Annotated in this window: 17 protein-coding genes; 4 read left to right on the top strand and 13 right to left on the bottom strand. The window is 66.6% G+C overall.

What is annotated here, in order from left to right; translation table 11 throughout:
- The first annotated feature begins 46 nt into the window (after positions 1 to 46).
- Positions 47 to 988: a zinc-binding dehydrogenase gene (locus LQ955_RS07835; protein WP_231027610.1), complete on the top strand. Its 942-nt coding sequence runs from the start codon at positions 47 to 49 to the stop codon at positions 986 to 988.
- On the opposite strand, the gene LQ955_RS07830 is transcribed toward LQ955_RS07835, so the two are convergent.
- Entirely contained in the window at positions 985 to 1,374 is a 390-nt protein-coding gene (locus LQ955_RS07830; protein WP_231027609.1) for a DUF4345 domain-containing protein, read from the bottom strand. The two genes, LQ955_RS07835 and LQ955_RS07830, sit on opposite strands and share 4 nt — an antisense overlap.
- Positions 1,375 to 1,512: 138 nt before the next feature.
- Positions 1,513 to 1,995: a VOC family protein gene (locus tag LQ955_RS07825; protein WP_231027608.1), complete on the bottom strand. Its 483-nt coding sequence runs from the start codon at positions 1,993 to 1,995 to the stop codon at positions 1,513 to 1,515.
- Positions 1,996 to 2,116: 121 nt separating this feature from the next.
- On the opposite strand from LQ955_RS07825, the gene LQ955_RS07820 reads away from it, so the two are divergent.
- Complete coding sequence (locus LQ955_RS07820) at positions 2,117 to 3,157, top strand: helix-turn-helix transcriptional regulator (RefSeq protein ID WP_231027607.1); 1,041 nt, start codon at positions 2,117 to 2,119, stop codon at positions 3,155 to 3,157.
- A 46-nt stretch (positions 3,158 to 3,203) separates the two neighbouring features.
- Here LQ955_RS07820 and LQ955_RS07815 read toward each other — a convergent pair whose 3' ends face one another.
- The 3 genes from LQ955_RS07815 to LQ955_RS07805 form a co-directional block, all read right to left on the bottom strand.
- The gene (locus tag LQ955_RS07815; RefSeq protein WP_231027606.1) at positions 3,204 to 3,515 is read right to left on the bottom strand and encodes a hypothetical protein; all 312 of its coding nucleotides are present in this window, start codon (positions 3,513 to 3,515) and stop codon (positions 3,204 to 3,206) included.
- Positions 3,516 to 3,943: 428 nt separating this feature from the next.
- On the bottom strand, positions 3,944 to 4,411 hold the full coding sequence (locus LQ955_RS07810) for a hypothetical protein (RefSeq protein ID WP_231027605.1): 468 nt from the start codon (positions 4,409 to 4,411) through the stop codon (positions 3,944 to 3,946).
- Positions 4,412 to 4,626: 215 nt separating this feature from the next.
- Complete coding sequence (locus tag LQ955_RS07805) at positions 4,627 to 5,340, bottom strand: alpha/beta hydrolase (RefSeq protein WP_231027604.1); 714 nt, start codon at positions 5,338 to 5,340, stop codon at positions 4,627 to 4,629.
- A 221-nt stretch (positions 5,341 to 5,561) separates the two neighbouring features.
- On the opposite strand from LQ955_RS07805, the gene LQ955_RS07800 reads away from it, so the two are divergent.
- Both LQ955_RS07800 and LQ955_RS07795 read left to right on the top strand, forming a co-directional pair.
- Positions 5,562 to 7,022: a glycoside hydrolase family 30 protein gene (locus LQ955_RS07800; protein ID WP_231027603.1), complete on the top strand. Its 1,461-nt coding sequence runs from the start codon at positions 5,562 to 5,564 to the stop codon at positions 7,020 to 7,022.
- Positions 7,019 to 9,916, top strand: coding sequence for an alpha-L-rhamnosidase (locus tag LQ955_RS07795; protein ID WP_231027602.1), 2,898 nt, complete (start codon positions 7,019 to 7,021; stop codon positions 9,914 to 9,916). The genes LQ955_RS07800 and LQ955_RS07795 overlap by 4 nt, the downstream gene beginning before the upstream one ends.
- A gap of 46 nt (positions 9,917 to 9,962) precedes the next feature.
- Here the strand turns inward: LQ955_RS07795 and LQ955_RS07790 are convergent, their stop codons facing one another.
- Genes LQ955_RS07790 through LQ955_RS07755 form a run of 8 tightly spaced genes read right to left on the bottom strand, consistent with a single transcriptional unit; the run spans position 9,963 to position 23,572 of the window.
- A complete protein-coding gene (locus LQ955_RS07790; protein WP_231027601.1) occupies positions 9,963 to 11,744 on the bottom strand; it encodes a DUF5605 domain-containing protein in 1,782 nt (593 codons plus the stop codon).
- Positions 11,741 to 13,372 carry a glycoside hydrolase family 43 protein gene (locus tag LQ955_RS07785; RefSeq protein ID WP_231027600.1) on the bottom strand — a complete coding sequence of 544 codons (1,632 nt, stop codon included), beginning with the start codon at positions 13,370 to 13,372 and terminating at the stop codon, positions 11,741 to 11,743. The genes LQ955_RS07790 and LQ955_RS07785 overlap by 4 nt, the downstream gene beginning before the upstream one ends.
- Entirely contained in the window at positions 13,369 to 15,891 is a 2,523-nt protein-coding gene (locus LQ955_RS07780; protein ID WP_231027599.1) for a glycoside hydrolase family 3 protein, read from the bottom strand. The genes LQ955_RS07785 and LQ955_RS07780 overlap by 4 nt, the downstream gene beginning before the upstream one ends.
- A complete protein-coding gene (locus LQ955_RS07775; protein WP_231027598.1) occupies positions 15,888 to 17,723 on the bottom strand; it encodes a glycoside hydrolase family 3 protein in 1,836 nt (611 codons plus the stop codon). The genes LQ955_RS07780 and LQ955_RS07775 overlap by 4 nt, the downstream gene beginning before the upstream one ends.
- On the bottom strand, positions 17,720 to 19,933 hold the full coding sequence (locus LQ955_RS07770; RefSeq protein ID WP_231027597.1) for a beta-galactosidase: 2,214 nt from the start codon (positions 19,931 to 19,933) through the stop codon (positions 17,720 to 17,722). The genes LQ955_RS07775 and LQ955_RS07770 overlap by 4 nt, the downstream gene beginning before the upstream one ends.
- Positions 19,930 to 20,790: an ATP-binding cassette domain-containing protein gene (locus LQ955_RS07765; protein WP_231027596.1), complete on the bottom strand. Its 861-nt coding sequence runs from the start codon at positions 20,788 to 20,790 to the stop codon at positions 19,930 to 19,932. The genes LQ955_RS07770 and LQ955_RS07765 overlap by 4 nt, the downstream gene beginning before the upstream one ends.
- Positions 20,787 to 22,634: a dipeptide/oligopeptide/nickel ABC transporter permease/ATP-binding protein gene (locus LQ955_RS07760; protein ID WP_231027595.1), complete on the bottom strand. Its 1,848-nt coding sequence runs from the start codon at positions 22,632 to 22,634 to the stop codon at positions 20,787 to 20,789. The genes LQ955_RS07765 and LQ955_RS07760 overlap by 4 nt, the downstream gene beginning before the upstream one ends.
- Positions 22,631 to 23,572, bottom strand: coding sequence for an ABC transporter permease (locus tag LQ955_RS07755; protein WP_231027594.1), 942 nt, complete (start codon positions 23,570 to 23,572; stop codon positions 22,631 to 22,633). The genes LQ955_RS07760 and LQ955_RS07755 overlap by 4 nt, the downstream gene beginning before the upstream one ends.
- Positions 23,573 to 23,687 lie beyond the last annotated feature (115 nt).

Genomic DNA, 23,687 nt, shown 5'->3' with positions numbered 1-23,687 from the left:
TGAATCTGCCGACGAGGTGTTCGCCGACCGCACGAAAGGAAACAATATGAAGGCCTGGCAGTTCACCGAGATCGACGTTCCGCTCACTCTGACCGAGGTTGAAACGCCCACTCCCGCCGCCGATGAGATCGTCGTGCACGTCAGGGCCGCGGGGTTGTGCCACAGCGATGTCGGGTTCATCGATGGCACGCTCACGCCGCTTCTGCCTTTTCGCCCCATCACCCTCGGGCATGAGATCGCCGGCACCGTTTCGGCGGTCGGATCGAATGTGACCGAGTTCACGGTCGGCCAGCGGGTGGGCATCCCAGCCACTATCGAAGACGGCCCGGGCACCGAGAAGAACGGCGGCTTCGCCGACGAGGTCGCGGTGCTCGCAAAGCTCGTCGTTCCGTTGCCCGATCATGTTCCGTTCGATCAGGCCGCCGCGGCGACCGATGCCGGTCTGACCTCGTATCACGCAGTTCACGTGCAGGGTCGTGTCGTGGCCGGCACGAAGGTGGGCATCATCGGCCTCGGCGGCCTCGGATCCCTCGGCGCGCAAGCAGCCCTGGCCGCGGGAGCAACCGTCTACGTGGCAGAGAAGAACGAAAAGGTGCACGACTTCGCCAGGTCGCTCGGGGTCGAGGCGGTCTCGACCGACATCCAGGACTTCAAAGACGCCGGGCTCGACGTCATCATCGACTTCGCCGGCTTCGGAACCACGACCGACGGTGCCATCAAGACGCTTCGTCGCGGGGGTCGAATCGTGCAGGTCGGCCTCGCCAGGGCCACGGCGACGCTCGATCTGCAGACCCTGACGCTCAACGAGATCGAACTGGTTGGGTCGCAAGCCGGCACGAAACAAGACCTCGTCGAGGTTCTCGACCTGATCGAAGCGGGCAAGCTGAAGTCGCGCATCACCGAAATCGGCTTCGATGAGATCGGAGAGGGCGTCGGCAAGCTGGAGCGCGGCGAGGTCATCGGGCGCTTGGTCGCCGTATTCGGCTAGTCGCTCGACAGAGCTCGGCTGTGCCAGACCAGCACGGCCGGAACCACGACGAACTCGAGAACGATGGTCGCGCGGAAAACCGGATGCGGTGCCCCGACCTTCATCCACGAGATGACCCGCGGCAGGCCGCCGACCGCAGCGAGTTCGAGCATCAGTCGCGTTACTCGGGCCCGTTCATCCGGTCGCCGAAGGCTCCACCACAGAATGACTCCGGCGGCCGCCCAGAAGACGTTCACGAACCGGTACTCGCTGTCGACGCTGGCACTCGTCGGTGCGCCGCCGGGCGCGCCGGCCGGGCCGCGAACGATGCCCGCCAGCCCTGACGCCACAGGAACCGCGCCGAGCACGGCGATTGTCGTGAGTACCGCTGTTCGTGACCGCGTCATGCGTCGATTCTACGAGCGCATTCCCGTCACACGTACAGAAATACCTTCCGTCGACTTTGCGAAAAGGCCCCCAAACCGTCGAGCTTGGCGACCTTTTCGCAAAGTGGATGCTCGCTCACACCCTCTTGTCGCCTGGGGTTACTCGGCGGGGTGGGGGGATGCCACGTCGAGAATCCAGGTCACGCCGAAGCGGTCGGTGAGCATCCCGAAGCCAGGGCTCCAGGCGGAGGCGGCGAGGGGCTCGACGATGGATGCACCGACCGCGAGTTTCGCCCAGTAACGCTGCACCTCGTCGAGGGTTTCGCCGCGCACGGAAACGAAGAACGGCTGATCGGTCAGGGTGACGCCGTTCTCGCGGCGCGTCGAACGGGCGGCTGGCGCGGAGCCGAACGCGCTCGCGTCGCCGGACGGCCCGGGGATGTCGTAGGCCATGACCCGGAAGCCGTCTTCGTTCTCGACCTGACCGAAGACGACGTTGTCGGCGCCGGGAACGCCCGCAGGCATGCCGAAGTCGCCGTACGTCGCGACGGTTGCTTGGCCGCCGAAGACGCTCTGGTAGAACTCGAGCGCCGCCCGGGCGTCTCCGGTGAAGTTGAGGTGGGTTGTCGTGGTGATGCTCATCGTTGCTCCTCGGTGTGACGGTGAAGGTGTCGGTTACGGTGTCGGGACTTCTGCCTGACACCGTCGAGCCTGACAGCTGTCTAGGCCAGATTCGGTCCTACACTCGATTTAGACTCAAGACATGCCAACTCCGACTTCGCGCCTGCTGAGTCTGCTGTCGTTGCTTCAGACGCGACGCGATTGGCCGGGCGCGGTGCTCGCCGAGCGGCTCGCCATCAGCCATCGCACGGTGCGCCGAGACGTCGATCGGCTGCGGGAGATGGGTTACAGCATCCACGCCACGATGGGGCCCGATGGCGGATACCGTCTCGATGCGGGCAGCGAGTTGCCCCCGTTGCTGTTCGACGACGATCAGGTGATCGCGCTGGCCGTAGCCCTGCAGGCGGCGACGAGTACGGGGGTCGGCATTGAGGAGGCGGCGTTGCGGGCGCTGACCACGGTGCGGCAAGTGATGCCGTCGCGGCTGCGTCATCGTCTCGACGCTCTCGAGTTCACCACAGTGACGGGTCGACCGGGCGACTCGGCGTCTGACGCGGTGACGCCGGCCGTACTCATGTCGTTGTCGACCGCGGTGCGCGCTCGCGAGGTGCTTCGTTTCGACTACGAGTCGGGGCCTCCCGCTGCTGACGCGGCCGCCGCAGGCCGAGGCGCTGCTGACGCGGTCCCCGCCGCGCCGGGCGCTCGTGACGCCGCTGAGTCACCGCGACGAGTCGAACCGCATCACCTCGTCACCTCCCGCGCGCGCTGGTACCTCGTTGCGTGGGATCTCGACCGCGACGACTGGCGCATCTTCCGCGCCGACCGCATCACTCCGCGCATTCCGACCGGTCCGCGCTTCGTGCCGAGAGAACTCCCGGGTGGTGACGTCGCCCCCTATGTGGCGGCGCGTTTCGCCGGTTCTGAGCACGGCGGCGGGTGGCCCTGCCGCGGAACCGTCATTCTCAGCCGATCGGCGAGCGACGTGCATCCGTTCGCCGGCGACGGCGTGGTCGAATATCTCGGCCCCGACCGCTGCTTCCTCGAAGCCGGATCCTGGTCGTGGGTGGCGCTCGCGGCCTCGTTCAACCGATTCGACACCGACATCGAGGTTGTCGGGCCCCCTCAACTACGCGAGGCGTTCGTGCAGCTCGCCGCCCGAAACGCGGCAACCGCCGCCCGATAGCAGGATCCGCCCGCAACCTGATCTTGTGAGCCGCGTGCGAGAAACGCTATGCCCGAAGGGCGATGGCGAGAATTTCGAGCGACTCTCGCGCGAGCGACGCCACCGTAGAATCGTGAGCGATCCACGCAGTGCGTTCGTTGAGCAGAGCCCGTACCATCGTGCGAAGCCGTCGACGACTTCGTTGACTGAGCCCGTCGGTGGCCATAACGGGATCATTGAGGCATGCCAGCAGCACGACGGCATCTTCTGCGTGCCGGTCTTTGTCTCGCGGGTCTTCGATGTAAGCCGCGCTCTTCAGAATCAGGGCGCCGCGAACGCTCGGCACGACCAGATGCACCGAATCTATCTTGGTCGTCACGTCGACGTTGATTGTCTGTTAAAGAGCTCGCGTTCCGCCTGGCACGCCGAATAACGGTCGGCCGCCATACCTAGGGTGTTTCCAAATCGCGTGGCGGTCTGAGCACAGCAGGTCGACACGATCGGGGCCCCGATCGAAGCGATACGCATGTCTGGTCTGGAGATCGAGCTCATACCCGGCCCCGCGTAGAAGTCCGGCGGCAGCGGCGAAGGTCACCGCGTTCGTTTCGAGATGCAGCGCGGTATCAACATCGACAGTTGATCGCGGGGCGGGAAGGGTCGCCATCGCTGCGTGGAGCCGCACCATCAGCCCGCCTATGAGTGTCCAAGAATTTCGAGGAAGGATTCGCGCCAGTTCGAAGGCGCTGGGCCACGGTGGTTCATTCCAGGTGCTCGATCGCGCATCGAGATCGACCAGCGGGCGCAGTGTCATAGTGCCGCGCGGGCAGTGATCCATTTGGATGCGGCCGCGTTCTCTCGAGCGTTGCCGAACGCGAACAAGAGAAGGGCCTCGAGTACCTTCTCGTGTTCTTTATCGCCCTCGACGACGGCAATGTCGCCGGATTCGTCGAGACCTAAGCGCGCTAGCCGGGCAACGCTCGACGCGTCGCGCGCGACCAACACTCCGAGCCCGCCACCTGCGGAGAGGCCGAGTTCACCGAGTAGGGTCGGTGAGAATCGAATTTTCGTTTCAGGATTCGCCGCTCGACGCAACGAAGTGTGCCCTCGCAAGATCTGCCCCGCAAGGCTGCCGGGATCTGCTGTTCGAATGCGCATCTTGAGACGACTTCGTTCCGTGCCAGCCACACGTGTTGTCACCCCGAAGGCCAGAAGGTCGAGGGCGGCCTGCCGGGTGACTTCTGACCAGTTACGCCCGCGGTACATTGTGCGCGACAAAGCCTGAACCTGCCGAGTCGAAAGCGAGTGAGATGCGCCGAGTCGGCTGGTGGCAATTCGACTGCTTGACGCGATGCGACGCACTTGGCGGGGTGATACCCCCAACTCGCGTGCCGCCTCGGAGCTAGAAAGTTGCATACATATATAGTCCGTAAACGGTCGCTATATGTCAATCTCCGATCGGATAGATCGAAGACTCACGCGCCGCAGCTCGCTCAGAACGAAGCGAGAATGCGCTGCAGTTGCTCGGCAACCAGGTCGGGCCGGGAGAGAAACGGGTGGTGGCTGGTGGGCAACTCGACGGCGTGGGTGGCACGCGAGGCGTGAAAGCGCTGCAGCGCAAGGGAGGTGCTGCGGTCGTCGGCGCAGACGAGGTAGGTCGACTCGCGGCCCTGCCAGGCCGCAGCGGTGGTCGGGGTGCCGAACGCGGCGACCGACTGACGCGTCACGCGCTGCCAGGCCTCGGCACGAACCCGTTTATCCGCGACGTCGTGCCAGAACCGGGCACCGAACGATGCTGCGTCGTAGCCGTCGACGTGCAGCGTGCCGTCGTCGCCGACCGCGATCGACACCGGGTCGGGTTCGGCACCGACGATGTCGCCTTGCGACTGCCCGACGTCGGGCAGATACGACGTGATGTAGAGCAAGTGGGCAACTGCAGGATGATCGGCACCCTGTGCGATCACCGTGCCGCCATACGAGTGACCCACCACGATGGCCGAGTCGCTGCCGTCGAGGGCGTCGCGCAGCGCTGCGGCGTCTTCGTGCAGGCCGCTGCCGTCATAGCCGGCCGGACCCTCACCGCAGGAGGGCAGCAGCACGGCGCGGCTCGAGACGCCGGTCGCGTCGCGTACCTGTTCGGCGACCTCGTTCCACCACCATGCGCCGTCACGAACCAGGGCGCCATGCACAAAGAGAATCTCGGTCATGGCTCACGATAACAAGGGCCTGGAGGTCGTCCGTTCGAACTCGACGCTGTTTCGCTGACAGCTACATCGCGTACATCGACATCGACATCGACATCGACATCGAGATCGACATCGACGTGGAGTTCGAGGTGGAGGTGAAACCCGAATGCATGTAAGGTTTTGGCGAGGGCTCCATGGGCCTGAGCACGGCGGAACCGTTCTGCTGCAGCAAAGGAGCTGGAATGACCGAGACCACCGCAACGATCGGGGCCACCGCGACGAACGAGTCCACCCCGACGAACGAGCCCCTCGCCCCCTCGACTACCTCAGTGCGCTGGGTCACCACGACCGCGCACGACGCGTTCCGTGAGCAGCCCGACCTGAGTCTCAGCAGACCGTCGGGCATGCCCGACGTCATCATCAGCACCGACCGCGCCGGCCACCGGATCGAGGGCTTCGGCGCAGCGTTCAACGAGATGGGCTGGAGTTCGCTCGGAGCCCTCAGCGAGGCGCAACGCGAGCAGATTCTGCGCGAGTTCTTCGCGCCCGGCGTGGGCGGCAACTTCACGATGGCCCGCATGCCCCTCGGGGCGAATGACTTCTCGCGCGACTGGTACTCCTACGACGAGGTCGAGGACGATTTCGGGCTCGAGCACTTCTCGATAGCGAACGATCTCGAGACGCTGGTGCCGTTCATCCACGCCGCCCTCGCTCACCAGCCCGACCTGAAGATCTGGGCCTCGCCGTGGAGCCCGCCGACCTGGCTGAAAACCAACGGGCACTACGCGGGCGCACGGCCGATGCCCGGCCTGAACCCCGTCGAGAATGGCTTGCGGCCCGACCAAGTCGGTCTCGAGGGCACCGACATGATGAAGCAGGATGACCGTTCTCTGAGCACGTACGCCGAGTACTTCGGGCGCTTCATCGACGCTTACAGCGAGCAGGGCATCGAAGTCACCATGGTGATGCCGCAGAACGAGTTCAACTCGGCGCAGCCGTTTCCGAGCTGTACGTGGACCCCGGGGGGTCTCGCCCGGTTCATCCGGATTCTGGGCCCGCAGATGCGGGAGCGCGAAGTGGCGGTCTTTCTCGGCACGCTCGAACGCGCGAACCCCGAGCTGATGCGCGAAGTTCTGGCCGATGCCGAAGCGGCGTCGTACATCGAGGGCGTCGGCGTGCAGTGGCACGGCAAGGCCGCCATGCCCTTTCTGCACCGCGACTACGCAGGGCTGCGCCTGTACCAGACCGAGCAGGAGTGCGGTGACGGCCGAAACGACTGGCGGTTCGCCCGGTACGCCTGGAGCATGCTGCGCGACTATTTCACGAATGGCGCGAACGCCTACCTCTACTGGAACCTCGCGCTCGAACGCGGCGGCGTGAGCCGGTGGGGCTGGTCGCAGAACTCTCTCGTTGTCGTCGACGCAGAAGCTGGCACCTTCGAGTTCAGCCACGACTACTCCGTGCTGAAACACGTGAGCCACTTCGTGCGGCCGGGGGCTCGGTTCGTGCCGTCGGTGAGCTATTCGGGGTATGAGAACCAGCTCGCTTTTCTCAACCCCGACGGAAGTGTGGTGGTCGTCATTCAGAACGACTCGGCCGAAGACCAGAGCGTGAGCCTGTTGATCGACGGCCGGGCCGTGGCCGTAGTTCTGCCCGCAGACTCGCTCAGCACGTTCGTCGTGCCGGCAGGAGAAGCGAAATGACCCCCGATGTTCGGGTGACTGCCGTCTGGGCAGCCGAGCGAGGCCGGCCCGAATTTCTCGCGACCGGTTCGCCGAGCCTCTCGTGGCGGGTCGAGACACAGAATGCCGGCTGGTTGCAAGGCTCGGCCGAAGTTCAGGTGCAACGCGGGGGCGCCCTTCAGGAGTTCAGCTGGGCATCTGGTGCGTCGCAGAACGTGGGCTGGTTCGGTGCCGAGCTGGCTGCCTACGAGACCGCCGCCGTACGGGTGCGCGTTCGTGGTCTTGACGGGTCGGAGTCGCCGTTCAGCGAGTGGGCACCGCTGCTGACCGGCCCGCTCTCAGCCGACGACTTCAGCGCGGCATTCATCACGGTGGATGCCCGTGAGCACCCCGAGGCGGCCGACGAGCCCGAGCGCGGCACCCAGCGGTTTCGCGCGCTCGTCACCCCGCGCGGTGAGGTGACGCGGGCCGTGCTCTCGGCCACCGCTCACGGGGTGTACGAAATCGTGATCGGTGGCACCGTCGTCGGCGACCAGGTTCTGGCTCCCGGCTGGACCAGCTACGACGAACGCCTCACTTTTCAGAGCTACGACGTGACGGCGCTCGTCACGGAGCTCGTTGCAGCGGCCCGGCGCCGCGATTCGCACGCACCGTTCGTTCTCGGCGCCACCGTGGCGCAGGGCTGGTACGGCGAGATGTTCGGCTTCGACGGCAACTTCAGCCGCGGCTACGCCGGCCCCGTCGCCTTCGCGGCCCAGCTTCGGCTCGAATACGCCGACGGGTCGACCGAGCTCATCGTCACCGACGAAAAGTGGAGCGCGACGCGTGTCTCGCCGGTTGTCTCGGCGAGCATCTACCAGGGCGAGACGTACGATGCGCGTCTCGCTGACGCGGCCTTCGCCGACAGCGAGGCCGAGCTGCCGGGTGCTGCACCCGCCCAACTGCTCGAGGTCGACCGGAGCCGTCTCGAGCCCGCTTTCTCGCCACCCGTTCGCCGCATCGAGCGGGTGGCCGCGCGCGAACTCATCACGACGCCCTCGGGCAAGACCGTGATCGATTTCGGCCAGAACCTGGTGGGCTGGCTCGAGCTGCGGGGCATATTCCCGGCGGGGCATACGATCACTCTGCGACACGCCGAAGTGCTTGAACACGGCGAACTCGGCGTTCGCGCGCTGCGGTTCGCTGGGGCGACCGACCGCTACACTGGCGCAGTCGGCGAGACCGAAACCGCGACGACGTGGAGCCCCGCCTTCACCTTCCATGGTTTTCGTTACGCCGAAATCGGCAACTGGCCGGGGGAGTTGGGCCTGGACGACATCACCGCCATCGTCGTGCACAGCGACATGGTGCGCACCGGATACCTTTCCACGAGCAATGCGAAACTGAATCAGCTGCACGAGAACGTGCTCTGGGGCATGCGCGGCAACTTTCTGAGCCTGCCCACCGACTGCCCTCAACGCGACGAACGGCTCGGCTGGACGGGCGACATTCAGGTCTTCAGCCCGACCGCGAGCTACCTCTACGACGTCTCCGGTTTTCTCGGCTCGTGGTTGCGCGACCTGCGTGCCGAGCAGCTCGAGCGCGGCGGAGTCGTTCCCGTCGTCGTGCCCGACGCCGTCGGCATGCCGCCGATGCCGGCAGCCGCCTGGGGCGACGCCGCCAGCCTCGTTCCGGCGACGCTCTACGAGCGCTTCGGTGACAACGCCGCGCTGGCCGAGCACTACCCCGGCATGCGCGATTGGGTCGACGTGGTGAACTCCCTCGCCGGAGACGATCACCTCTGGACGGGCGGCTTTCAGTTCGGCGATTGGCTCGATCCGAGTGCGCCACCCGAGAACCCCGCTGCAGCGAAGACGGACTCCGACATCGTGGCCACAGCGTACTTCTATCGCTCTGCGCTGAGTGTCGCCGACGCAGCGCGCGTGCTGGGGAGAAGCGCCGACGAGCACTTCTACCGCGGGCTTGCCGAGAGCATCCGTGTCGCCTTCGTGAACGAGTACGTCACACCGGCCGGGCGGATGCTCTCTGACGCCCACACGGCGTACGCACTCGCGCTCGGCTTCGGGCTGCTGCAGGATGCCCCGACCATTCGAAAGGCGGGCGCACGCCTTGCCGAACTCGTGCGCTCATTCGGCTACCGCATCGGAACCGGCTTCGTGGGCACACCGCTCATCTGCGACGCGCTCTGCATCGGCGGCGAGAGCGACACGGCCTTCCGGCTGCTGCTCGAAGAGGGGCTGCCGTCGTGGCTGTACCCCATCGCCATGGGCGCGACCACGATCTGGGAACGCTGGGATAGCATGCTGCCCGACGGCAGCATCAACCCGGGCGAGATGACCTCGTTCAACCACTACGCCCTGGGTGCCGTGGCCGACTGGATGCACCGAACCATCGGCGGCATCGCCCCGGCCGAACCCGGGTACCGCGTCGTCGACATCAAGCCGATTCTGGGCGGCGGGCTCACCCGCGCCCGCGCGAGCCTCGACACCGGGTACGGCACGGTCGAGGTCGACTGGATGATCGTGCACGGCTCCTTCGAGCTCTCGGTGTCTGTGCCGCCGAACACGCGTGCGCGGGTGATGCTGCCCGGGGCCGGCGGTGGTTCGGCAACCTCGCCTGAGATCGAGGTCGGATCGGGCATCCACCACTTCACGGCCGACGTCTCGGCGTTGCTCGCACCAGCGGCGAAGCATCCCTACTCGCTGAAGACGTCGCTCTCGGAGATCGTCGCCGACGCCGAGGCCGTCACTGCCCTCGAGCAGTTGTTTGCGTCGCAGGGGTACTTCATCGGCCTCGGCTGGACGAAGTCGGGCAAGTGGAAGAGCAACTCGCCGCTCGGCAACGCGCTCATCATGTATCGGCCCGAGAACCTGCCCGCCGTCGAGCAGCTGCTGCAGCGGCTCAACGCGCGGTAGGTCCGCCTCCCCGATGCCTCGCAGCGGGCTCCGGGGAGGCGGACGATCAGATGGCGGTGAGCCTGATCGCCATGTACTGACGGGCGGGCAACGGCACCGTGAAGTACCCCGCGTGCTCGCCCGGTAGCCGTTCGATCGTCATGTTCCACGTGTCGATGACGTCGACGACGTAGCCGCCGCCCGAGCGGGTGGGCGGCGCGATGATGTTGCGGTGCTGAGACTGGCCGAAGCCGAGGTAGAGCAGGTAGAACTCGCCGTCGATGCCGGCCCACGGAACATCCCACTCGCTCTTCACGGGGTTCAGCACGCCGCCCGGCGATTCGGCGAGCACCGACGCGAGAAACGCGACGCGAGAGGGTGAGCTGCCTATGAGCTCGCCGCCCTTCGACCACCACAGCTCTTCGCGGTCGTTGAGGTAGGTTTCGCCGTGGCCGACGTAGCCGCCGCGCACCGCTCCCTCCCAGAACCGCCGAATCATCTCCTGACCGGTGATATTGCCCCAGCCCTGGTCGATGTCGCCCTCGTAGGCGCACTCGTCGATGACCACGGGCTTGCCCCACCGCTCACGCCAGCCATCGGTGTTCTCGGCCGTGCGGTAGACGTCGATGCGCTGAACGCTCGCGTGGGTGATCCACGGGCGGCTGTAGTCGTAGAAGTCGCCGCAGTTGTGAATCGACAGCAGGTGGTGGTTGGGATCGTTCGCTTCGATGACCCCGGCCAGCCGCTCCCAATCGGCGACGACCTTCGAGGCGAGCAGATCGTATTCGTTCGCGAGAGACCACCAGACATTCGCGTGCGCGTGCAGCCGACGCACGAGGTACGCCACGTACCGGTCGTCGGCGACAGGGCCCAGATTCGAAAACCCCCAGCGATCGTAGGCGTGGAACAGAATCAGGTCGGCCTCGATGCCGAGCTCGGCCAGCGCGTCGATCTGTCGGTCGAGCTGCTGCCAGTAGCGGGTGTCGAACCGGGTGGTGTCCCAGCCGTCGGCGACCGAGCCGACGAACGGAAACAGCTCGGGCTCGTTCGAGTTGAACAGATACGCCTTGGGAAAGACACACATGCGCAGCTTGTTGAACGGCGCAGCCTCGAGGGTCTGCAGCGTTTTTTCTTGCAGCGCCGGGGGCTGGTGGTTCCACACGTACGCGGTGGTTCCGAGCGGGGCGTGCCGACTGCCGTCGTCGTGGGCGAAGTGAAACGTCTCGGCGACGCGCACGACGCCCTTCGAGGCGGGCTCATCGACGGTGTCGAAGCTGCCGCTCAACCCGTCGAGCGAGCGCGCATTCGATGAGATGACGAAGCTCCACGGGCCGGGCCGATCGGCGTAGAACCGCAGCAGGTAGCGGCCGTCGCCGTCGTAGAAGCCGCCGACCACGCGCTCGATGCGAGCCGGGTTAGACGCACCAGACACGCCTTCTTCGAGCACGAAGGTCGCAGTGAGGTCGACGTCGACGAAGGGGTTGCCGTGGCTCGGCCCGTCGATCACGATCTCGAGTCTGCCGCGCAGGCCGACGGCAGCCGGATGCTCGAGCGAGGCGCTCGCGAGCGAAACCGTTTCGGGCTCGTAGTCGCTCCGCACCTCGATCGGAGCGGTCTCGAACAGCACCTCGCCGCGGGTTCCGTCGATGCGGTCGAGCGTGTACCAGAGGTCGTCGAGTGCGGGCCCGGTCGGAGCACCCGGCATGCTGAGCAGGTATTTCAAGGGCATCCAGGCCAGTTGCCGCACCATGGGCGAGTTGATGATGCCGGGCAGCGCCGCGGCGAGCACCCCCTTCGCTTCAGGCACGGCGAGGGCGGTCTCGAGGCTGCTGTCGGGGCCGAAGCTCACTTCGAGTCGCTCCCTTCGTAGTGAAAGTCGGTGAACTCGACCGTACCGGAGGTCGCGTAGAGGGCGAGCACGCGGCCCGCGAACGAGGCGGCGGTCTCTTGGGAGAGGTATCGACCATCCACTCGCGCCAGCTCGTGGCTCGTGCCGGCGGAATCGATGGCGCCGAGCACCACGATGTCGCTCGTGAGCTGCGAGAGCAGGCTGGTGCCGACCGAGGCGACGAAGTCGAGCGTCGCGGTAACCGGCCCCGCGGGTACCTCGAGGCTCCACTGCTGACTGATGCCCGCAACGCTCGCTCGCGCGGTGACGACGCCGGCCGAAACCTCGACCTCGTAGTGGTGGTCTTCGTCGTATCGCACCGCGAGGCCGCCGACGCCCGAAGAGCCGGGATCGACCACGACAGAGACCTGCGCGAAAGCGTGCCGCTGGCGGCGAGCGATGAGGGCCGGGCGCGGGTCGTTCAGAGTCGAACCGTCGCCGGAGAGCTCGACCCAGCCGGGCCGCGCCGTGAGCGACGCGAAGTCGCTGGCGAACCGGCGCATCGAGAGCCAGTCGCTGTCGAGAGTCTCTGCGTCGAAGCCGTCGTCGATGACCAGCGCTTCGGGCCGGGGGTTCAGCATGACCGGATCGGCCTCGAGCCAGCCGTCGGCCGTGAAGCGGGCCGACGTGATGAACGTCTCGCGACCCATCGCCGAGAAGGCCTGGGTCATGCCCGTGGGGCGCATGCCGAGCATGATGATCGCCCAGCCGCCGTCGGGTGTCTCGACGAGGTCGCCGTGACCGGTGTTCTGAATCGGGCGGGAGGTGCTGCGCGCCGACAGGAACGGGTTGTTCGGGCCCGGTTCGAAGGGGCCGCTGGGGGAGGAGCCGCGGGCCACGCTGATGCCGTGACCGCGTTCGGTGCCGCCCTCGGCGATCATCAGGTACCAGTATTCGCCGTGGTGGTAGAGGTGCGGCGCTTCGGGAAACTTCAGCCCGGTGCCCATCCACAAGGAGATCGGCGCCGAGAGCGGCGCACCCGTCTCGAGGTTCACGGTGACCTGCAGAATTCCGCCGTGCTCGTGAGCGCCGGGGCCGGCGCCCGAGGTCGTGTCGAGCCCCGAGTATGTGATGTAGGCGGTACCGTCGTCACCCCAGGCCAGGTCGGGGTCGATGCCGTGCACGCCGTCGACCACGATGCCGTCGCTCCACGGACCGGCCGCATCGGTGGCCGTGAAGATGATCATTCCGCGGCCCATGGCGTCGGTAATGACGAGGTAGAACACTCCGTTGCGGTAACGGATGGTCGGTGCCCATGCCCCACCGAGAGTCGGAATGTCGAACGAGTGCAGCTGGCCGGGGCGGTCGACCACGTGGCCGATCACGGTCCACTTGCGCAGATCGGTGCTGTGCAGAATCGGGATGCCCGGCAGGTACTCGAATGTCGAGTTGGCGAGGTAGTAGTCACCGCCCACCTTGACCACACTCGGGTCGGGGTAGAAGCCCGAGACGATGGGGTTCGGCCAGGGCGCGGTGGCCGGGCTGGGTGTGCTGGCTGCGCTCGCCGCTGTGGACGGGGTGGATGGGGCGCCCGCGGTGGACGCGGTGTCGGTAGTGGCGACGCTGGTAGCGGTGTCGGCAGTGCTCATGCGGTGACCTCGATGTCGGTAGTGAGGGGCAGATCGGTGACGCTGGTGCCGATCTGCAGGGTGAAGCTGCCGGGCTCATAGTGCCAGCCCTCTTCTGCCCAGTCGGCGAAGGCGCGCGCCGGCACGGCGATGGTGGTGACGACGCTGTGGCCGGGGTCTGCCGAGACCGTGGTGAAGCCGACCAGCCAGCGCACCGGCCGGTCGATCGCTGAATCGGCGCGCGAGGCATACACCTGCACGACCTGACTGCCGCGGCGACCGCCCGTGTTCGTCACGCCGATCTCGAGGGTGAGTGTCTCGTCGGCGGCGATCGTGGGCGCGTCGCGGGTGACGTCGTCGAGGCTCCAGGTGGTGTAGCCGAGCCCGAAGCCGAATTCGTACGCGGGCTCGGTGCCGGCCTTCAGCCAGGCGCGGTAGCCGATGTGAATGCCTTCGTCGTAACGAACGACTCCGTCGACCGGCGTGACGTCGAGAACCGGAACGTCGGCTTCGGTCTTCGGCCACGTCGTGGGCAGGCGACCCCCCGGCTCGGCGGTTCCGGTCAGAATGTCGGCGAGCGCGTCGCCGTATTCCTGGCCGCCGAACCAGCTGAGCAGAATCGCCGACACCTCGTCTCGCCACGGCAGCAGCACGGGTGATCCGGAGTTCACGATCACGACGGTACGCGGGTTGACTGCGGCAACGGCCCGCACCAGTTCGTCTTGACGGCCGGGCAACGCCAGCGATGTGCGGTCGAAACCTTCGGATTCGACTTTTGCGTTCGTGCCCACGACCACGACGGCGACGTCGGCCGCTTTCGCCGCCGCAACCGCCTCGGCGATCAGCGCATCCGGATTCGACTGATCGGGCTCGATACCGACCGTGATGCTCAGCGCGCCCGAGAGCGGGCCGCCTTGCACGATGTCGAATTCGATGCGCACATCGATCGGTTCGCCCGCCGTCACGGTGAGGGCGATCGAGTGGGTGGGCGGCGAAATGAAGGCGGCGCCGAGGTCAGTGCCGAGCGAATCGAGGTGCTGCTCGAGCAGCAGGTCGTCGTTCACGTAGATGCGGCCGTTTCCTGCGGCGGCGAAGCCGAGCAGAATCTCGCCGGTCTCTTCTGGCGTGTACCGGGTCGTGAACTCGACGACGCTCGACGCCGTGATGGGGGCGTCGCCGCCGAACCAGACCAGCGCGGTGGCGCGACGGTTCTCGCGAGCCAACTCGGCTCCGGATGCGTCGAGAAAGCGCACAAGCGCGCCGGGTTCGCCGGTGGCCGGGTTGGTGATGGTCGACAGCGGCAACTCGGCGATGCCCTCTTGCACGACGGCTCCGACGGAGTAGGTCACTGTTGCGTCGGGAAGCGCCGCCGTGATGCCGGCGAGGGGGGAGACCACGTATTCGGGCAGCACCGTTGCGCTGCCGCCGCCCTGACTGCGTGCGAACCGAGCGTTGTGCCCGATGACCGCCACGCTCGAGAGCTCGCTCGGCGACCATGGCAGCTCGGCCGCGCCAGCTGCGCCGCCTGTGCCGCCTGTGCCTGTGCGTTCGGCGTTCTTGACCAGAACGGTGCCCGCGATCTCGGCCTCGCGAACGAAGGCTACTCCGTCTTCGACGCGCACCGGTTCGGGCACTGCCGCCTCGAAACCGTCGAGCGCGCCGACACGCTCGGCCAGCTTGAGAATGCGCAGCACCTTGCGGTCGACATGCGACTCGTCGATCTCGCCGGCGCGCACCGCAGCCACGAGCGCCTCGCCCCACGGGCCCTGCGGGCCGGGCATGGCCAGATCTTGCGAGAAGCGGGCGCTGTTGAGGCTGCGCACGGCGGTCCAGTCGCTGACCACGATTCCGTCGAAGCCCCACTCCGAGTTCAGGGGAGTCTCGAGCAGGTCGTTCTCGGTGACGGTCGCGCCGTTGACCGAGTTGTACGAGCTCATGACGGCCCAGGCGTGTGCCTCGACGATGGCCTTCTCGAAGGCGGCGAGGTAGAGCTCACGCATCGGCCGATCGGCCACCACCACGTTCACGGTGAAGCGGTCGGTTTCGAAATCGTTCGCAATGTAGTGCTTGGGAGTCGCGGCGACGCCGTTCTCTTGCACGCCGGTGACGTAGGCGGCGGCGAGGTCTGCCGTCAGCAACGGGTCTTCGCTGAAGCACTCGAAGTGCCGGCCGCCGAACGGCGAGCGGTGCAGGTTGATGGTCGGGCCGAGCACGACATCGACACCCTTACGACGCGCCTCGACGGCGGCCGCGTTGCCGTAGCGGCGGGCGATGGCGGTGTTCCACGAGGCACCGAGAGCGGTCGCCGAGGGCAGGTTCAGAGACGGATGACGCTCGTCCCACACCTCACCGCGCACACCAGAGGGTCCGTCGGAGAACAACAGCCGGCGCAGCCCGATGCTCGGCAGCGGCCAGCTCGCCCAGAAATCGTGCCCGGTCAGCAGCAGCACCTTCTCTTCGAGCGTGAGACGGGCCAGAAGAGCTTCGAGCTCGCCTGTCGCCGAATCCGCCGCGGGGGCGCTGGCCTGGAGGTCGGTCATGAGGTCGCTTTCGTGTTGTTCGCGGTGAAGTTCTCGTCGTAACTCAGGCCGAAGCCGAAGTCGAAGAGCGGGTCGGTGAAGCGGTGGGGTTCGTCGAGGTCTCCGGCGAGAACGTCGACCATGCTGGCCGGCAACTGAAAGGGCAGTCGGCCTTCGGGATTCGCGCGCCCGAACAGCACATCGAGGACGGCATGGTCGGTCGATCCGTACTCGACCACGAGTGCAGCCGCGCGCTGGGCGATCTCGGGCACGACCGCCGGCCGTTCGAGGTTGAGCACCACGATGGTCGGCACGGTGAAGAGCAGGTCGAGAACGTCGGCGAGCTCGTCGTCGCCGAAGTCGAGCGGCCCGGAATGGAAGAAGGTCTCGAAGGTTGTCGTCTGTCGGTGGTCGTGCGGAGTCTGCAGCCGCAGAATCGCGAAGTCCGCGGCGGCGGGGTCGGTCACCACGTCGGCGTACTCAGCCAGAAGCGTGTCGTCGACCGTGGTGCTGAAGACGCGGGGCCGGCCGGTCAGGGGCAGAACAGGCACAGAGGGATGCCCGGCGGGAGCAACTCGTGTCGAGTTCGTGAGCAGGGTGAGCGACCGCCGCTGGGCATCAAGACCGGCCTCGACGAAGTCCGCCCGACCGGCTACCGCGGCCGCGACCGTCTCGCTCAGGGGCGAGGCGTCGAACAGGCCGAGCCGAAACTTCTCGCGCAGAATACGCCGAACCGACTCGTCGATGCGGCTCTCGGGCACCCGGGCATCCTGAACCAGCTCGACGATCATCTCGCTCGCGTAATCACCGCCGAACTGATCGGTGCCGGCCTCGATGGCGCGCTGCGTTCTCGACACGGGGTCGAGGTGTTCGATGCCCCAGGCCCGAGCGACGAATGTGTCGCCCATGATGTCGTGGTCGTTCAGCACACCCCAGTCGCTCGAGATGATGCCCGTGAAGCCGAGGTCGCCGCGCAGCATTCCGGTGAGCACCTGGCGGTTGAAGGCGAAGGCCACCTCTTCGAGCTCGGTACCGACGGGCTTGCCGTAGTAGGCCATCACCTGGTTGGCGCCCGCGGCGATCGCCGCACGAAACGGTGCCACGTGTTCGGCGAGGTGGCCGCCGGGGTAGACCTGATCGGTGCCGTGCGAGAAGTGCGGGTCTTCACCATCTTTCTGCGGGCCGCCGCCGGGAAAGTGCTTCACCATGGCGGCCACGGAGTCGGGGCCGAGCACATCGCCTTGCAGTCCCTTGATGAAGGCGGATGCGAGAGTGCCGGTCAGTTCGGGGTCGCCGCCCCAGGTGCCACTGATGCGCGACCAGCGCGGCTCGGTGGCGATGTCGACCTGCGGGCCGAGCAGCAACCGAATGCCGACGGCCTGGAATTCCTGTCTAATGGTGTCGCCGAAAGCGTGTGCGAGCTGCGCGTCTCGAGTTGCGGCCATGCCCACGGGTTCGGGCCACGCCGAAAAAGAACCCGCCCGGTGGGAGGCGCCCTCACGCTGTGCGACGGCGCTTCGGGGGTCGCTCGAAACCGTGACCGGAATGCCGCTTCCCGTCTGCCGGGCCAGAACCTGAAGCGCGTTGTACCAGCGCACCTGCTGTGCAGGCTTCAGTATGTTCACGAGGTTCATGGCCGTGACGTGGTGCGTGACGACGAAATCGTAGACCGGCCCGGGCAGCAGCGGATCGCCGTCTCGCTCGGGAATCACGGCCGGGTCGACGAACGCCATGGCGTGGAACATCAGGCCCGCCTTCTCTGCCAGGCTCAGTGTGGGCAGCAGTTCGTCGACCCGTGAATCGAGGGCGGCATCGGTGCTGTCGGTGTTCGTGGTCGTGCTGAGGTCGGTCATGCTGAAGCTCCTGTCGAGAAAACGCGGACATCCCACGGGCCGAGATCGATCGTCTGCAATGCTGCGACGCGTTGCTCATCGGTCGAACCGGTCGCGAGCAGATCGATGAGGTCGACGGGCGCGGGTACCGAGACGGGTGACCACGACCAGTTGTGCACGAAGTACACGCGGCTGCCGTCGTCGGCGGTCGAGCTGGTCACCGTCACGCTGGGCGCCACGTCTGCCCAGCCGGCCACCGGTGTCGGAACCAGCCACTCGGCCAGCGAGCGCGCCAACTCCTGGTTCGGCACCGTTCCGACCACCGTGACGTCGCCCGCTCCGTGCTCGAGTGTGGTGATGGCGGGCCACTGCCCGAAGTGCGGATGCACGTAGTCGACCAGTACGTCTGCGGTCGTCAGCGTGAGGCCGTCGATCCACTCAGTGGCGGCTGAGCCGGGGCGCAGCAGAAAGTCGTCGTCGTTGCTCGCGGCCTCGACCACGTCGAGCGGACGGGGCAGGTTCGCGAACTCTTCGTACCAGGCTCCGGATGCCTCGTCGAGACGTGCGGGCTGAACCTCGGTTCTGGCCCGGCCCTCCCGGTCGGCGTAGGCCGAGCGAGGGCCGAGCACGAGGTGTCCGCCGGCCCGCGCATACTCGTCGAGCCAGTCGAGTTCTGCGTCGGCGGCGGTGAAGAAGGCCGGCACGATGAGCACCGGGTAGGCCGCGGCGAAGGCCCGGGCATCCGCCCCTTCGAGGGCCTCGACGCCCGCGGTTGCGCGGGTCGGAAAGAGCTGCTGGGGCCGAACGAGCCGCGTCTGCAGCCCGGCGTCGAAGGCGCCGCGCACGAAGGCGGCCATGATCTTGCGGTAGGAGTCGGGGTCGAGCCAGAGTCCGGGTGCCATGAACGGCGCCTGGCTCGAGAGTGCGAACTTGCTGTCGGAGTCGTAAAGCACGGCGACGTCGTAGTCGGGCCGGCCGCGGCGAACGGCGGCCCCGGCGGCGGCGAACTCGGCGCCGAGTGCCGCGAGTTCGCGGTAGGTGCGGCCCGGCACCTGGCTGTGCGGAAGCACCCCGCCCCAATACGTCTCGGTGCCGAAGTGCAGCGTGTGCCAGTGCCAGTACTCGATCATCTCGGCGCCGCGCGAGACGAGCGCCCAGGCGGCCTGCCGCCACTGCCCGTCGTAGGGCGAGAAGTTCAGCGACGCGTGCCCGATCGATGAGGCGTTGGTCTCGGTGATGAGAAACGGCGACTGCTTCGACGAATACATGAGATCGGCGAGGTGGTAGAGCGCCCACGTGCCCTTCAGAATCCAGCCCTCGCTGCGTGGTTCGGTGAACGGTACCGCGAGCGAATCCTGCATCTCGTAATAGGCGTTGCCGGCGGCGATGTCGAGGTGGGCCGAGAGGTCGACGTCTTCGATGCCCGGCTGGTCGTACGAGATGCACGTGGTGACGAAGCGGTCGGGCCCGGCGATCTCGCGCACGATGTCGGCCTGCCAGCCGATGTACTCGGTCACGAGCCCCGCCTGAAAGCGGCGCCAGGCGAGGTCGTATTGCGGTTGAAAGTTGCCGTCGGGCTTCCACAGGTCGGCCCAGGTCGAGAGCCGGTGCGACCAGTAGACAAGGCCCCACTCGCGATTCAGCGTTTCGACATCGCCGTAGAGACCGCGCAAGTGGTCGACGAAACGCTCGAAGACGCCGCGGTTATAGAGCAGTGTCAACCCGGGTTCGTTGTCGACCTGGTAGCCGATGACGGCCGGATGATCGCAGTAACGCTCGACGACCTTACGAATGATGCGCTCGGCGTGAAACAGAAACGCCGGGTTTGTGAAATCCATCTCTTGGCGCGAGCCCCAGTGCTTCGTCACGCCGGTCGCGGTGTCGAGAGCGATCTCGGGGTACTGACGCGCGAGCCACATCGGCAATGCATAGGTCGGCGTTCCGAGAATGACGCCGATGCCGCGGGCATGGGCGCCGTCGAGCACAGGCTGCAGCCAGTCGAGATCGAAGACGCCGTTCTCGGGCTCCCACGTCGACCAGACGCTCTCGCCGACACGGATGACCGTGAATCCGGCCTCGGCCATGAGGTCGAGGTCGAGGTCGAGCCGCGGGCTCGGCTGGTACTCGGCGTAATACGCGGCCCCGAATCGAATCCCGTCGAAGGGGTCAGGCGAGCCCGATCGGGCCGCGTCGGGGCGCACTTCTGCCCCGGTCGATGGCGCGGTGCTCACGCCGCGCCCGCTTGCACGTCGGCCTCGCGCTGGGCGACCAGCAGCCGCTCGCGGTCGGCGCGGCGCTGTTCCTGCCGAACCGGGTCGGGCACGGGGGCTGCGAGAAAGAGCCGCTGGGTGTACGGATGCTCGGGGCGAGCGGTGACCTGGTCGCCGTCTCCCCACTCCACGATCTCCCCGTGGTACATCACGGCGACACGGTGGCTGAGGTTTCGCACCACGGCGAGGTCGTGCGATACGAAGAGGTACGCGACACCCGTGCGATCCTGAATCTCGCGGAACAGCTCCAGCACGCGGGCCTGCGTCGAGAGGTCGAGCGCCGAAACGGGCTCGTCGCAGACGATCAGCCGGGGCTCGAGTGCGAGCGCACGGGCGATGGCGATGCGCTGGCGTTGCCCGCCCGAGAACTCGCGGGGCAACCGGTCGGCGGCGGACTTCGGCAGGCCGACCTGGTCGAGCAGGTCGAGCACGCGCTTCGATGCTTCTTTCGCCGGCATGCTCTTCACGGTCAGCGGCTCGACCAGAATCTGCTCGATGGTGAGGGAGGGATTCAGCGACGTGTACGGGTCTTGAAAGACCACCTGGATCTCGCTTGACAAGGCACGCCGAGCCTGACGGCCGAGGTGCGCGATGTCTGTGCCCTTGTAGAGAATCGACCCGCCCGTGACCGGCGCCAGACCGAGCACGGCCCGGCCGAGCGTGGTCTTGCCCGAGCCCGACTCGCCGACCAGTCCGACGGTCTCGCCGGGCCGGATGTCGAGCGAAACGCCCTTCAGCGCCTTGAACGGTTCTTTGCGAAAACCCTTGATCGGGTACTCGACCACGACGTCTTTGATGTCGAGCAGCGTTTCGGTCATGAGCTGACCCTTTCAGCGGTTACGGGCGTATGAGACGCGCCGACGAGCTCGCCGCGGGCTTCGCCCTCTTCGAGAATCGCGGCGAACAGTGACTTGGTGTACGGATGCTCGGGGTGGGCGAAAATCGAGCGCACCGGCCCGGTCTCGACGATTCGGCCGTCTCGCATCACCGACACTCGGTCGCAGAGGTCGGCCACGACGCCGAAGTTGTGCGTCACGAGTACAACACCCATGTTCAGCTCGCCCTGCAATTCGCGCAGCAGGTTCAGCACCTCGGCCTGCACGGTCACGTCCAGTGCCGTGGTGGGCTCGTCGGCGATGAGCAGGTCGGGTTCGCAGCTGATCGCACCCGCGATCAGCACACGCTGAGCCATGCCGCCCGACACCTCGTGCGGGTAGGCCGAGAACGTTCGTTTCGGGTTCGGGATGCCCACCCGCTCCAGAAGGCCGAGAGCCTTGGCCGTGGCATCCTTCTTCGACAGCCCGAGCACGACCCGCATCGGCTCCACCAGCTGACTGCCGATGGTGAACGACGAGTCGAGGTTCGACATCGGCTCTTGCGGAATATAGGCGATCTTCTTGCCGCGGATCTTCGTCATCTCTTTTTCAGAGGCGTGCGCGAGGTCTTTGCCCACGAAGAAGATCGATCCGTTGACGACGCGGCCGCCCTCGGGCAGCAGCCGCAGTACGCTCCAGGCGGTCTGCGTCTTGCCCGAGCCCGATTCGCCGATGAGGCCGTGCACCTCGCCACGCCGAACGGTGAGCGAGACGTCGTTGACGACGACCTTCACCGATCCGTCGGGCTGGTCGTAGCCGACGGCCAGATCGGAGATGCGCAGCAACTCCTCGCCGGCCCGGGCTTCGGAGCGGGCATCCTCGGGGTGGGAGACGATCGCTTCGCGGGGCTCGGCGGCCACGGTGGCGCTGCCCGTCTTGGCGGACTTCTTGCGCTTCGTGGGGCTCGCGCTTCGCTCGAGCTCGTCACGCATCACGTTGGCGAGCAGGGTGAGGGCGATACAGGTCAAAGCGATGGCCAGCGACGGCGGGAACATCAGCCCCGGGTTGGTGTAGATCTTCGAGAAAGCGTCGTTCAGCATCGATCCCCAGGTGGGAATGGAGGCGTCGCCGAGGCCCAAGAAGTCGAGCCCGGCCTGAATGGCGATTGCGATTCCGGTGATCATGGCGGCCTGAATGATGACGGGCGCCCGAACCACAGTGAGAATGTGCTTGCCGATAATGCGGCCGTCACTCAGACCCGAGACACGCGCCGCATCGACGTACAGCTCGTTGCGAACCGCGGATACCGACGCGTAGACCAGCCGGAAGAAGGCCGGGCTGAGCAGCACCCCGAAGATGGCCATCGACAGCCACATCGACGGGCCGAGAACTGCTCGTGCCGCAAGCAGCACCACGATTCCGGGAAGTGCCATCAACAGGCCCGCGAGCCACGACGAGACCGAGTCGAACCAGCCGCCGAAGTAACCGGCGATGAGTCCGGCGGTGACACCGATGACCGCTGCGACCACGAGGGCGAGCAGCGCTCCGGCGATGCTGAACCGTGAGGCGAAGAGCAGGCGGGAGAGTACGTCGCGACCGGCGCTGTCAGCGCCGAGCGGATGCCCAGGGCCAGGCGGCAGCAGAACATCCTTCAGCGAAGCCAGGTTCGGGTCTGCCGGAGCGATCAGTGGAGCGAAGATCGCCGAGAGCACCAGCAGCGCCAAATAGATGAGCGCGATCAGGCCGATGGGGTTCTTCAGCAACTTGCGGAACAGCGAGACGCGGGCGCCTCGCTCTTCGACCGCGGCGGTCAGGCTCGGGTCGGGCAGAGGCATGGACTGGGTCATGAGAGGCGCACCTTGGGGTTGAGAAAGGCTTGCAGAAGGTCGATGAGCAGGTTGACGACGACGACGATGATCGCCGTCACCACAACCAGTCCCATCACGAGAGGAACGTCGCCCTGCGTCGTTGCAGTGACAGCTACCTGGCCGAGACCGGGAATGGCGAAGATCTGTTCCACGATGACCGCGCCACCGAGCAGACCGACGAACTGAACGGCGAGCACGGCGAGTGCTGGGCCGCCGGCGTTGCGCAGCACATGCTTGTAGATGACTCGGTTGGCCGAAAGCCCGCGGCTGCGCAGCGTTCGCACGTAATCCTGGCGAAGGGCATCGATGACCGAGCCGCGGATCTGCTGTGTGACGCCGGCGATGCCGCCGATGGCGAGGGCGATCACCGGGAGGGTGATCGAGGCGAGCCAGCCGCCGGGCGAGGTGGCGAACTGCACGAACCCGGTGGGTTTGAACCAGTGCAGGTTGATCGCGAACACGAGCACCAGGCCGAGGGCTATGAGAAAGCCGGGGATGGCGAAGCCGAGAACCGAGATGACCTGCACGAGCCGGTCGGGCCAGCTGCGGCGACGGGCGGCCCAGACGCCGAGAATGACAGCGACGATCGCGCTGATGAGCGTTGCGCCGATGACGAGCGACAGTGTGACGGCCACGCGAGACGTGATGGCGGCCATCACCGGCTGCCCCGTGAACCACGAGGTACCGAGGTTGCCGGTGACCGCGTGCGACAGCCAGTCGAGGTACTGCGTGTACAGCGGGCGGTTCAGGCCCAGGCTCGCTGCCTTCTGGGCGACGGTGTCGGCGGTGGCCGTCTGGCCGAGAATGCGGCGGGCGATGTCACCGCTGCCGACGTAGAGCAGGGCGAAGGCGATCGTCGAGATGACGACGATCAGCACAACCCCGGAGGCCAAACGCCTCAGAATGAATCGCAACACCAGTGTTCCTTTGCATCAGAGCCAGGGGAAAAGGGAGGGGAAAGAGAGGGGAGAGAAGTGTGGGCCGGCCGGCCCAGCGTCGGGTCGTGCGCTGAGCCGGCCGGAGAGTGCAGGT

It is taken from the genome of Subtercola endophyticus (assembly GCF_021044565.1).
Taxonomy (GTDB): Bacteria; Actinomycetota; Actinomycetes; order Actinomycetales; family Microbacteriaceae; genus Subtercola; species Subtercola endophyticus.
The sequence above is the reverse complement of the archived record's forward strand: the minus strand, read 5'-3'. Positions and strand labels throughout refer to the sequence as shown.